Annotated in this window: 8 protein-coding genes; 5 read left to right on the top strand and 3 right to left on the bottom strand. The window is 65.2% G+C overall.

Annotation, left to right across the window (positions count from 1 at the left end; genetic code table 11):
* Positions 1–21: 21 nt before the first annotated feature.
* The 3 genes from katG to purU all read right to left on the bottom strand — a co-directional run bounded on the left by katG (position 22) and on the right by purU (position 5,527).
* Complete coding sequence (gene katG / locus NH8B_RS06695; protein WP_014086597.1) at positions 22–2,202, bottom strand: catalase/peroxidase HPI; 2,181 nt, start codon at positions 2,200–2,202, stop codon at positions 22–24.
* Between the two features lie 353 nt (positions 2,203–2,555).
* The gene (locus tag NH8B_RS06700) at positions 2,556–4,532 is read right to left on the bottom strand and encodes a helicase-related protein (protein ID WP_014086598.1); all 1,977 of its coding nucleotides are present in this window, start codon (positions 4,530–4,532) and stop codon (positions 2,556–2,558) included.
* Between the two features lie 131 nt (positions 4,533–4,663).
* Positions 4,664–5,527, bottom strand: a complete 864-nt coding sequence (gene purU / locus NH8B_RS06705) for a formyltetrahydrofolate deformylase (RefSeq protein ID WP_014086599.1) — start codon at positions 5,525–5,527, stop codon at positions 4,664–4,666.
* 374 nt (positions 5,528–5,901) lie between these two features.
* Here purU and NH8B_RS06710 point away from each other — a divergent pair, with 374 nt between their 5' ends.
* The 5 genes from NH8B_RS06710 to NH8B_RS06730 all read left to right on the top strand — a co-directional run bounded on the left by NH8B_RS06710 (position 5,902) and on the right by NH8B_RS06730 (position 12,450).
* On the top strand, positions 5,902–7,155 hold the full coding sequence (locus NH8B_RS06710) for a sarcosine oxidase subunit beta family protein (protein ID WP_008955494.1): 1,254 nt from the start codon (positions 5,902–5,904) through the stop codon (positions 7,153–7,155).
* 10 nt (positions 7,156–7,165) lie between these two features.
* Positions 7,166–7,462, top strand: coding sequence for a sarcosine oxidase subunit delta (locus tag NH8B_RS06715; RefSeq protein ID WP_014086600.1), 297 nt, complete (start codon positions 7,166–7,168; stop codon positions 7,460–7,462).
* Positions 7,459–10,476 (top strand): sarcosine oxidase subunit alpha family protein, encoded by a 3,018-nt coding sequence (locus NH8B_RS06720; protein ID WP_014086601.1) that lies wholly within the window; start codon positions 7,459–7,461, stop codon positions 10,474–10,476. Before NH8B_RS06715 ends, NH8B_RS06720 begins: the two co-directional genes overlap by 4 nt.
* Entirely contained in the window at positions 10,469–11,143 is a 675-nt protein-coding gene (locus NH8B_RS06725; protein ID WP_014086602.1) for a sarcosine oxidase subunit gamma, read from the top strand. Before NH8B_RS06720 ends, NH8B_RS06725 begins: the two co-directional genes overlap by 8 nt.
* A 338-nt stretch (positions 11,144–11,481) precedes the next feature.
* Positions 11,482–12,450, top strand: coding sequence for a dipeptidase (locus tag NH8B_RS06730; protein ID WP_008955489.1), 969 nt, complete (start codon positions 11,482–11,484; stop codon positions 12,448–12,450).
* Positions 12,451–12,597: the final 147 nt, after the last annotated feature.

Consider the following 12,597-nt stretch of genomic DNA (forward strand, 5'->3'; position numbering starts at 1 on the left):
GACACGCCCTGGGGGCGAGCATCACGCCAGGTCGAAGCGGTCGAGGTTCATCACCTTGTTCCAGGCGGCGACAAAGTCATGGACGAACTTCTCCTGGGCGTCCGCGCTGCCATAGACTTCCGCCAGGGCCCGCAGTTGGGAATTCGAGCCGAAGACCAGATCGGCACGGGTGCCGGTCCATTTGAGTTGCCCCGTGGCGCGATCGCGCCCTTCGAACACGTCCTTGGCGTCTGACGTGGCCTTCCACGCCGTGCCCATGTCGAGCAGGTTCAGGAAGAAATCGTTGCTCAACACCTCTGGTCGCTGAGTGAAGACCCCGTGCCGGCTCTGCCCGACATTGGTGCCCAGAACCCGCAGGCCGCCCACCAGCACCGTCATCTCCGGCGCCGTCAGCGTCAGCAATTGCGCCTTGTCGACCAGCAGGGCCTCGGCCGAGACGGCGTATCTGCCCTTGAGGTAGTTGCGGAAGCCGTCCGCGATGGGCTCGAGCACCGCCATGGAGACCACGTCGGTTTGCTCTTGGGAAGCGTCCATGCGGCCCGGTGCAAACGGCACCGTCACGGTGTGGCCAGCCTTCTTCGCCGCCTGCTCGACGCCGGTACAACCGCCCAGCACGATCAGGTCGGCGAGCGAGACCTTCTTGCCGCCGGACTGGGCGTTGTTGAACGCGTGCTGAATGCCTTCCAGGGTCTCGAGTACTTTCGCCAGTTGCTCGGGCTGGTTGACTTCCCAATCTTTCTGCGGCACGAGGCGAATACGGGCACCGTTGGCTCCGCCGCGCTTGTCGGAGCCGCGGAAGGTGGATGCCGACGCCCAGGCGGTGGAGACCAGTTGTGAGATGGACAGGCCCGACACCAGAATCTTGCCCTTGAGGGCGGCAATGTCCTGTTCGTCGATCAGCTTGTGATCGAGCGCGGGGATGGGGTCTTGCCAGAGGAGCTCTTCTGCCGGCACTTCCGGGCCGAGATAGCGTGCGCGCGGCCCCATGTCGCGGTGCGTCAGCTTGAACCACGCCCTGGCAAACGCGTCGGCGAACTGGTCTGGGTTCTCGTGGAAACGCCGCGAGATCTTTTCATAGGCCGGGTCGAAGCGCAGCGAAAGATCGGTGGTCAGCATCGTCGGGGCGTGGCGCTTGGACGGATCGTGCGCGTCCGGAATGGCCCCCGCACCCGCGCCGTTCTTGGCGACCCACTGGTGCGCGCCGGCCGGGCTCTTGCTCAGCTCCCACTCGTAGCCGAACAGGTTTTCGAAGAAGTTGTTGCTCCACCGGGTCGGCGTGGTGGTCCAGGTGACTTCCAGGCCGCTGGTGATGGTGTCGCCGCCTTTGCCGGTGCCGAAGCTACTCCTCCAACCGAGCCCCTGCTCTTCGATGCCGGCGGCTTCCGGCTCGGCTCCTACATGGGATGCCGGGCCGGCGCCGTGGGTCTTGCCGAAGGTGTGGCCGCCGGCGATCAGCGCCACCGTCTCTTCATCGTTCATCGCCATGCGGGCAAAGGTTTCGCGGATATCCTTGGCCGCCGCGAGCGGGTCCGGGTTGCCGTCCGGGCCTTCCGGGTTCACGTAGATCAGGCCCATCTGCACGGCGCCGAGCGGATTTTCCAGATCCCGCTCGCCGGAATAGCGTTTGTTTTCCAGCCACGTGGTTTCGGCGCCCCAGTAGACGTCTTCTTCCGGCTCCCAGACGTCCTTCCGCCCGCCGGCGAAGCCGAAGGTCTTGAACCCCATCGACTCCAGCGCGACGTTGCCGGCGAGAATCATCAGGTCGGCCCAAGAGATATTCCGGCCGTACTTCTGCTTGATCGGCCACAGCAGCCGGCGCGCCTTGTCGAGGTTGGCGTTGTCGGGCCAGCTGTTGAGCGGGGCGAAGCGTTGCTGGCCGGCTCCGGCGCCGCCACGGCCGTCGCCGATGCGGTAGGTGCCGGCGCTGTGCCAGGCCATGCGGATGAACAAGGGGCCGTAGTGGCCGAAATCCGCCGGCCACCAGTCCTGCGAGTTAGTCATCAGCGCCAGGAGGTCCTTCTTCACGGCCGCCAGATCGAGATTCTTGAATGCTTTGGCGTAGTCGAAGTCCTCGCCCATGGGGTCGGACAGCGACGAGTGTTGGTGCAGGATTTTCAGGTTCAGCTGATTGGGCCACCAGTCCTGGTTCGACGTGCCACCGCCTGCGGTATGTTTGAAAGGGCATTTCGATTCAGTCGACATGGGTTCTCTCCTGGGGACATTGGCACTCACACCCGGCTCCATATGGAATACATGAGCCTCTCCTAAAGAGTAAGTAGTCTCAATTTAGTCGGGAAATTGATTTATTCGATGACCAGGAAATAAAAAAACTAAGACCCGTGTTTAGCTGTCTTCGAGGCCCTATTCAACGATCGCGAACAGGTTCTAACGTCACCTGCACGGCATGGCTTCCTGTTGCGGAGCTGGGCATGAGGCTAACCGCGGCAGGCGCCGAGGGGGTGAGACGGGGGGCGAGACGGGGTGGCAAGAGGCCCCGTGTCCGGAAGCCAGGCAGGCTACATCCCCGCCTGGGCTTCCGGTCACGGTATCCGGGCTCAGCGCCGCCCGGGCTTGAACTGTCTGGGCTTGCCGCTGCCGGGCTGGCGGCGTTGGTCCTGCGGCGCGCGGCGGCCGTGGCGGCGGGTGTTCTGGGCCTGCAACAAGGCGTCGATCTTGTCGGAGGTGGACTGCATCAGCGTCTGCGCCATCTCGCCGTGCGGGAAGGTGTCGGCCATGCGGTAGCCCAGCCAGGCGTAGGCGGCGTAGAGCTTGCAGGTGTCTTCGAGGTATTGCAGTTCGTTGCGCCCGCCCATGCCTTCCATGCGCAACAGCGGCGCCTCGCGGCCGTCGGCGCGGTACTGCGCCCAGTCCTGCAGCGCGCGTTCCAGCATCGGGATCTTGGTCGATACCGGGCACAGGCTGAAGGTGAAGCGGTCGGCCAGCGTCAGCGGCAGGGCGTCGAGCCAGCGCGCCTTCTCGATCTGGTCGGCGAGGTTGGCGGGCAGGAAGAATTCGTCGTGCACGTTGATGTGCTTGGTGAACAGCTCCAGCAGCGCCTGCAGCTTGCTCTGGCCGGTGGCGGCGGCGATTTGCTGTAGGTAGTCGAGGCTGGGCGCGACGTAGAAGCCGGAGGCTGGCAGCGGCTCGGTCGTTTCCTTGAGCAGGTTGGCGATGATCTGGTGGGTATGGCTGTCGAGCCCGGCGACGTAGCCCGCCTCGTGCGCGCCGAAGCGGCCGGCGCGCCCGGCGATCTGCTTGGCCAGCGCGGCGGGGATTTCGCCTTCGCTGTAGCCGTCCCACTTGCTGGCGGTGGTGAAGATGACGCGCCGCGCCGGGGTGTTGAGGCCCATGCCGATGGCGTCGGTGCCGACCACGATCTTGGTTTCGCCGTCGATGAAGCGTTCCGCCTGCGCCTGGCGCACTTCCGGCGACAGGTTGCCGTAGATCGCCGACACCGCGAAGCCCTGTTCGATGGCCTGGTCGCGCCAGTTGAGCACTTCGCGGCGCGAGAAGGCGATCAGCACGTCGCCCGCCTGCAGGTTCTTGAGCGAACCCAGCGGTTTCTTTTCCATCACCAGCGGCGATTTGCGCTGCAGCTTCTTCACTTCCAGCGTGCCGCCGACGCGCTTGACCAAGGCTTCGATCGCCGGCTCCGCTTCCAGCGCGCCCAGCAGGTACACGGTGCTGGCCGGCACGCCGCACACCGCGGCGGTCCAGGCGGCACCGCGGTCGGGGTCGTCGAGCAGCTGGATTTCGTCGATCACCGCCACGTCGAGCGGGCGGTTCGGGTTGAGCATCTCCACCGTGCTCGCCACGTGGGTGGCGTCCGGGTGCAGCTTGCGCTGTTCGCCGGTGATCAGGCTGACCGCCACGCCGGCGTCGAGCAGGCGCTGGTAGTTTTCCAGCGCCAACAGCCGCAGCGGGGCGAGATAGGCGCCGGTGCCGGCCTGGGCCAGGTGTTCCATCGCGGCGTGGGTCTTGCCGGAGTTGGTGGGGCCCAACACGGCGATGAAGTGGCGGCGCATGCTTTGCGCCAGCGTGAACGATTCCGGGTAGAGCGACAGGTTGACCGCGTTGCGGGTCTTTTCGGCCTGACGCGTGGCGGCGTGGCTGTCGCGCAGCGCGGCGATGCGATCGAGCGCCAGCGAGCAGCGCCGCTTTGCCAGTTCGTACTTGGCGAGAAAGGCCTGTAGCGCGCCGGTGGGGTCGAGCTCGTATTGTTCGGCCAACGTCAGCACGCGCTCGGCGCACTCGCGCACGTGCGCTTCCAGCCGGGCGCGCGTCGCGCTGTTCCAGCGTTCCTGCACCAATGCCAGGCGCGCCGCATCGTCGAGCTTGCGCCACTTGGCGGTCTTGCCGAGGAAGCCTTCGTCCGGCACCAGGTGATAAGGCACGCGGCGCGCGCCGACGAGGATGTCGCCGTGCACCGACAGGGCGTAGCTGCCGTCGGTGGTGACCAGTTTGGCCTGGTGGGTGTCGAGGTAGGCGTCGAGGGCGGTGATATCGGCGATATCGGTGGACGTGTCGGTCATGGAGCGGGGGAGGAAATGAGGCAAATGACCGGCATGATAGGGCAGGATGCCGTGCGCGAACAGTGCGTTGCAGCAAAAGCGTTGCAGGGCCCCGCGGACGACGTACCAGCGCCGTCGCGGGGCAGGGTAGGTCAGCGCAGTACCACGGTACGGTTGCCGTTGAGGAACACGCGCCGTTCGAGGTGGAAGCGCACCGCGCGCGCCAGCGCCAGGCACTCCATGTCGCGCCCGGCAGCCAGCAGCTGCTCCGGGCGGTAGGCGTGGTCGACGCGCTCCACCACCTGCTCGATGATCGGGCCTTCGTCCAGATCGTCGGTGATGTAGTGGGCGGTGGCGCCGATCAGCTTGACGCCGCGCTCGTGCGCCTGGTGGTAGGGCTTGGCGCCCTTGAAACCGGGCAGGAAGGAATGGTGGATGTTGATGGCGCGTCCCGAGAGCTTCTTCGACATCTCAGGCGACAGCACCTGCATGTAGCGTGCCAGGATCACCAGCTCGGATTGGGTTTCTCGCACCAGTTCCAGCAGTGCCGCTTCCTGCTGCGGCTTGGTGTCGTGGGTGACCGGCAGGTGGTGGTAGGTCAGGCCGTGCGCGGCGGCGATCGGCGCCAGGTCGGCATGGTTTGAGACGATCGCGGTCACTTCCATGTCGAGGTCGCCCATCTTGCAGCGGTAGAGCAGGTCGTTCAGGCAGTGGTCGAGTTTCGACACCATGATCAGCACGCGCGGACGGGTGTGCGTGTCATGCAGCGTCCATTGCATGTCGTAGTGGCCAGCCATGTCGGCGAGGCCGGCTTCCAGTGCTGCGCGGTCGAAGCCGTCGCCGAGCGAGTGGAAGGTGCAGCGCACGAAGAAGCGCTGGGTGTCCTCGTCGTCGAACACCGCCAGCTCGTCGATATAGCAGTGGTGCGCGTCGAGCAGTTGCGTGGCGCGGGCGATCTGGCCCGGGGCGCTTTTACAGGTGAAGGCCAGGATGTATCTGAGTTGGGACTGGGACATGGTGGGTTTCTCGGTCACCGGCTGGCGGTGTGCCGCTCCTTTGGCTATCCGTTGATCGACGCGGTCGTTGGTCGGTTTGTTACCGACGACGCTGCTTCACCTTAGCGCGCGCGAAAAGGGGGCTCTGGCCGTCAGCCGCCAGGTTTTGTCGTTTTTTGGACATGGATTTTGGCGGGGCATGGCGAGGGTTTCGGCCAACCTTGGGTGCCTTGCCGAGGCTTTCAAGGGGGCGAGGGGATAAATATCGGGTAAATGATCTGGGTCAAGGGCGCTTTGTCGTAAATCGGCAAGTGATCGTCCTTTCCAGTCAATCGGAACGGGGCCGGCTCGCCAAGAATGAACTCACCTTGGCACCTCAAATACGGACCCGTCCCATGGCAAACCGTTACTCCCTCTGGAGCCTGTTGAAGAACGGGCTCAAACATAATGAAAGCTGGCAGCCGGCCTGGCGCAGTCCGCAGGCGAAGCCTCGTTACGACGTGATCATCGTCGGCGGCGGCGGTCATGGTCTGGCGACAGCTTATTACTTGGCCAAAAACCACGGCGTGAAGAATGTCGCGGTACTGGAAAAAGGCTACCTCGGCGGCGGCAACACCGCGCGCAATACCACCATCGTGCGTTCCAACTACCTGTGGGACGAGGCGGCGCAGTTGTACGAACACGCTATGAAACTGTGGGAAGGCCTGTCGCTGGATTTGAACTTCAACGTGATGTTCAGCCAGCGCGGCGTGATGAACCTCGGCCACACCCTGCAGGACATGCGCGACATCGAGCGCCGCGTCAACGCCAACAACCTGAACGGTATCGACGGCGTGGTGCTTTCGCCGAAGGAAATTCAGGACATCGTGCCGCTGATGGACATCAGCGCCAAGACGCGCTATCCGGTGATGGGCGCCAGCTACCAGCCGCGCGGCGGCGTGGCACGCCACGACGCGGTGGCCTGGGGCTTCGCCCGCGGCGCCAGCGAGCTGGGCGTCGACATCATCGAGCAGTGCGAAGTCATTGACATGATCATCGAAGACGGCCGCATCAAGGGCGTCAAGACCACCAAGGGCGACATCTTCGCCGACCGCGTCGGTTGCGTGGCCGCCGGCAACTCGACGCCGCTGGCCAAGATGGCCGGCGTGCGCCTGCCGCTGGAAAGCCACCCGCTGCAGGCCTTCGTGTCCGAATCGATGAAGCCGTGCCTGGATACGGTGGTGATGTCGAACGCTGTGCACGGCTACGTCAGCCAGTCCGACAAGGGCGAGCTGGTGATCGGCGCCGGTATCGACAGCTATCTCGGCTACGGCCAGCGCGGCAGCCCGCACGTGATCGAGCATACCGCGGCGGCGATCATCGAACTGTTCCCCAGCTTCTCGCGCGTGCGCATGAACCGCCAGTGGGGCGGCATCGTGGACGTGGCGCCGGATGCCTGTCCGATTATCAGCAAGACCAAGGTCAAGGGCCTGTACTTCAACTGCGGTTGGGGCACCGGTGGCTTCAAGGCCACCCCGGGTTCGGGCTATGTGTTCGCGCACACCATCGCCAACGATGAGGCGCATCCGCTGAACAAGGCGTTCGCGCTCGACCGCTTCAATACCGGTCATCTGATTGACGAGCACGGCGCCGCCGGCGTTGCGCACTAAGGAGCCGCAGATGTTCCAGATTCATTGTCCGCACTGCGGGGCAACCCGCGAGGAAGAAGAATTCAGTTACGCCGGCGAGGCCTACATCCCCCGTCCGGTCAACCCGGAAGAGGCGACCGAAGCCGAATGGGGTGATTACCTGTTCATGCGCAAGAACACGCGCGGCTGGTTTTGGGAGCAATGGCAGCACACCGCCGGTTGCCGCAAGGTGTTTGCGGTCAAGCGCAACACCGTGAGCTATGAAATCGCCGGCACCTGGACGCTGGCCGCAGGCAAAGAGCTGTATCTGAAGGAGAGCGAAGCATGAGCGCTTACCGTGTCCACCGTAGCAGCCAGCGCATCAACGAAAAGGCGCCGCTGACCTTCCGCTTCGACGGCAAGAAATACCAGGCCTTCGCCGGCGACACGCTGGCCTCGGCCCTGATCGCCAACGGCGTGAAACTGATCGGCCGCAGCTTCAAGTACGGCCGCCCGCGCGGCATCGTCGGCCACGGCGCCGAAGAGCCGAACGCGCTGATCCAGCTCGAGACCGGCGGCCATACCGTACCGGACCTGAAAGCGACCCAGGTGGAGATGTACGAGGGGCTGTCCGCCACCACCACCACCGGCTTCCCGTCGCTCAACTTCGACCTGAAGGGGCTGGCCGGCCAGTTCAGCCGCTTCATGCCGCCCGGCTTCTACTACAAGACCTTCATGGGTCCGGCGAAAGCCTGGCCGTTTTATGAAGAGATCATCCGTAAGGCCGCCGGCTACGGCCGCGCTCCGGTCGATCCGGATCCGGAATTCTACGACCACCTGCACCACCACGTGGATGTGCTGGTGGTGGGCGGCGGCGCCTGCGGCCTGTGGGCCGCTACGCTGGCCGGCCGTGCCGGCCTCAAGACCCTGCTGGTCGACGAGCAGAGCGAAGCCGGCGGCTGGATGCTGTCCGATGCCCGCGCCGTGATCGACGGTAAGCCGGCGATGAAGTGGGTCAGTGAGCGCCTGGCCGAATTGAAGAGCCTGTCCAACGTCACCGTGCTGACCCGCACCACGGCGTTCGCCCACCACGAGCAGAACCTGGTGCAGGCGGTCGAGCTGGTGCAGGACCACCTGCCGATCGCGCAGCGCGTCGCCACCCTGCCGCGTCAGCGCCTGCACAAGATCCGCGCGCACCACGTGGTGCTGGCCACCGGCGCCATCGAGCGTCCGCTGGTCTACGGCAACAACGACCGACCGGGCGTGCTCACCGCCGCCGCCGGCCAGACCTACCTGAACCGCTACGGCGTGGCGGTCGGCCGCAAGGTGCTGCTGCTCACCCATAACGATGCGTCGTACGATACCGCGCTGGACCTGGCCGAGGCCGGCAGCCGCGTGACGCTGATCGACACTCGTCAGCGCGGCGCCGCCGCCTGGCGCCTGGATGCGGCGAAGAAGGCCGGCGTCGAGCTGCTGCTCGGCTACGGTATCGCCGAGGTGCAGGGCGGCAAGGCCGCCAGCGGTGCCAAGCTGATCAAGCTCGACCCGCACTGCCTGACCGTGACCGGCAAAGGCCCGACCCTGTCGGCCGACGCCATCCTGTCCTCCGGCGGCCTGACCTCGACCGTGCACCTGTTCTGCCACAACAACGGCCGCCCGTACTGGAACGAAGAACGCCTGTCCTTCGTCACCCCGGACGAAGGCCGCCAGGGCATCAGCGTGGCCGGCGCCATCACCGGCCGCTGGGGCCTGGGTGAGGCGCTGGCGCAGACGCACGCCTCGGTCAGCGCGATGCTGATCGGCTTTGGCCGTACGTCGTCCAGCACCTGCCCGGTCAGCGAAGACAAGGACATCCAGCCGACCCGCCGCGTGTTCCGCGTGCCGGACGGCAAGCCGGAAGGGCACGGTGCCAAGGCGCTGGTCGACTTCCAGAACGACGTGGCCGCCGCCGACATCCATCTGGCCGTGCGCGAGAACTACCGCTCGATCGAGCACGTCAAGCGCTACACCGCGCTGGGCTTCGGTACCGATCAGGGCAAGCTGTCCAACGTCAACGGCTTCGCCATCGCCGCCGAGGCGCTCGGCATGCCGATCTCGCAAGTGGGCACCACCACCTACCGTCCGGCCTACACCCCGGTGACCTTCGGTGCGCTGGCGGGCAGCCACGTCGGCGATACCTTCGACCCGCGCCGCTACACCGCGATGCAGTCGTCGCACGTCGCCCGCGGTGCGCTGTTCGAGACCGTGGGCCAGTGGATGCGCCCCTGGTACTTCCCCAAGGGCAATGAAACCCTGCACCAGGCGGTGGACCGCGAGTGCCTGGCGACTCGAAATAGTGTTGGCGTCATGGACGCGTCGACCCTGGGCAAGATCGACATCAAGGGCCCGGACGCGCGCGAATTCCTCAACCGCATCTACTCCAACGCCTGGACCAAGCTCGACCCGGGCAAGTGCCGCTACGGCCTGATGCTGGACGAGAACGGCATGGTGATGGACGACGGTGTGACTGCCTGTATCGCCGACGACCACTTCTACATGACCACCACCACCGGCGGCGCCGCGCGCGTGCTGAACTGGCTGGAGCGCTGGCACCAGACCGAATGGCCGGAGCTGAAGGTGCGCTTCACCTCGGTCACCGATCACTGGAGCACCACCGCCGTGGTCGGCCCGAAGAGCCGTGCCGTGCTGCAGAAGCTCTCCAGCGACATCGACCTGTCCGCCGACACGTTCAAGTTCATGGACTGGCGCGAAGGCACCGTCGCCGGCGTACCGGCCCGCGTGTGCCGCATCTCGTTCTCCGGCGAGCTGGCGTATGAAATCAACGTCGACGCCTGCTACGGCCACTACATCTGGGAACAGGTGATGCAGGCCGGCAAGGAGTTCGGTATCACGCCGTACGGCACCGAGACCATGCACGTGCTGCGTGCCGAGAAGGGCTTCATCATCGTGGGTCAGGACACCGACGGTTCGATGAGCCCGATCGACCTGAACATGGCCTGGGCGGTGGGCATGAAGAAGCCGTTCAGCTTCCTCGGCAAGCGTTCGCTGTCGCGTTCCGACACCTCGCGCGCCGACCGCAAGCAGCTGGTGGGCCTGTATACCGAAGACCCGAAGGTGGTGCTGGCCGAAGGCGCGCAGATCCTGTCGAGCCGCAACACGCAGGCGCCGGCCGACATGCAGGGCCACGTGACTTCCAGCTACCACAGCGCCTTCCTCGGCCGCTCCATCGCGATGGCGGTGCTCAAGGGCGGCCTGAAGCGCGAAGGCGACACGGTGTACGTGTGGGCGCATGGCAAGATGCACCCGGCCAAGGTGGTTTCCTCCGTATTCGTCGATCAAGAAGGGGTGCGTCAACATGCCTAACTTCCAACCCTACCTGCAATCGCCGCTGGTCAACTTCAACCTGCCGGCGCTGACGGTACCGGCCGACGCCAGCCAGAAGGTGCGCGCCAACGAACTGCCGCTCTTGGGCTACATCGTGTTGCGCGGCGACCTCTCCGACGCTGCCGTGGCCCAGGCCATCACCCAGGCCACCGGCCTGGCGGTGCCAGCCGCCAGCCGCTTCAGCAGCGGTGAGGCCGGCGTGCTGATCTGGCAATCGCCGGACGAATGCCTGCTGGTCACCGCCCGCGCCGCCGTGCCGGCGCTGCTGGCGGCCTGCACTAAGCACTTCGACGGGCTGTTCGCCCAGGCGGTGGACAACAGCGGCGGCCTGACCACGGTCTACCTGTCCGGCGTCGAGCACGTCACGCTGCTGCGCCACCTCGGCGTGTACGACTTCGAATCGATCGAGGCGGGCGACGCGGCCAGCACGGTGCTGGGCAAGGCCGGCGGACTGGTGTGCCGGGTGGACGGCGACGGCGTGTTCCTGGTGATCCGCCGCAGTTTCGCCGACTACCTGTGGCTGCTGATCACCAAGGCGGCGATACCGTACCGCTTCGCCGTGGCCAAGCTGCCCTCGGCCGGCAAGAGCCCGTTCCTGCGGCTGGTCGATGCGGGCAGTCCAAGCAAGCGCCCGGTGGCGGCCTGACCTTTTGAGTCGCTAACAAAACCCTCTTGGTGTTGTTGCGCGGCCTAGCCGTACTACTTGTACTGTCTGCGGCCGCGCGCCTAGCCAAGACCGTTGCACTGGGTTTTGTCGGCGACTCTAAGCTGGTGATGACGGCCGAGAAGTGGCCGGCTGGCCGTAACGTTTTGTTCCCGGTGGTTATTACCATCCCTTCATGCCCCTTCGGGGGCTTTTTCATTTCTCTTGTCGCGCCATGCCATGTCGGTCTGCGGCAAAAACCGGTCGCTGCTGCCGAGGTTGGCCGAAACCGCCTCGTGCACCATTTCTCAAGGCGGGTGAGGTGCCCGCGAGGAGAAAAAATGTCACTGCATAACGACAGCATCGTCATCGACGGCCTGATCATCGCCAAGTGGGAACGCTCGGTGTTCGACGACATGCGCAAGGGTGGCCTCACCGCCGCCAACTGTACCGTGTCGGTGTGGGAGGGCTTCACCGATACCGTCGACAACATCGCCGAGATGAAGCAGAAGATTCGCGACTACAGCGACATCCTGTCGCTGGTACGCACCACCGAAGACATCCGCCAGGCCAAGCGCGACGGCAAGACCGGCATCATCCTGGGCTTCCAGAACGCCCACGCCTTCGAGGACAACATCGGCTACATCGAGGCGTTCGCCGACATGGGCGTGCGCGTGGTGCAGCTGTGCTACAACACGCAGAACCTGATCGGCACCGGCTGCTACGAGCGCGACGGCGGCCTGTCCGGCTTCGGTCGCGAGGTCATCGCCGAGATGAACCGCGTCGGCATCATGGTCGACCTGTCGCACGTCGGCAGCCACACCTCGAAAGAGGCCATCCTGGAATCCAAGAAGCCGGTGACCTACTCGCACTGCCTGCCGTCCGGCCTGAAGGAGCACCCGCGCAACAAGAGCGACGAGGAGCTCAAGTTCATCGCCGACCACGGCGGCTTTATCGGCGTCACTATGTTCCCGCCGTTCCTGAAGCGCGGCATCGAAGCCACGGTGGACGACTACGTCGAGGCGATGGATTACATCATCAACCTGGTGGGCGAGGACTGCGTCGGCTTCGGTACCGACTTCACCCAGGGCTACGACAAGGGCTTCTTCGACTGGATCACCCACGACAAGGGCCGTTACCGCCGCCTGACCAACTTCGGGACCATTTTGAATCCGGAAGGCATCCGCACCATCGGCGAGACGCCGAACCTGACCGTTGCGATGGAGAAGGCCGGCTGGGGCGAGCGCAAGATTCAGAAGGTGCTGGGCGAGAACTGGCTGCGCGTGTTCGGCGAGGTGTGGGGCGCCTGACCCCGGTTCCGATCACGCAAGAAGAACGGCGTGGGTGGCGATGGATGTCGCTCCCGCGCCGTTTTTGCTGCGGCCGGTCGTGAAATGTCGGGGCCAATGCGGGCGGAAAAACCAGCCAGCAACAGGCACCGCGCTGGCGTTAAAAAG

Source organism: Pseudogulbenkiania sp. NH8B, from assembly GCF_000283535.1.
Classification (GTDB): domain Bacteria; phylum Pseudomonadota; class Gammaproteobacteria; order Burkholderiales; family Chromobacteriaceae; genus Pseudogulbenkiania; species Pseudogulbenkiania ferrooxidans.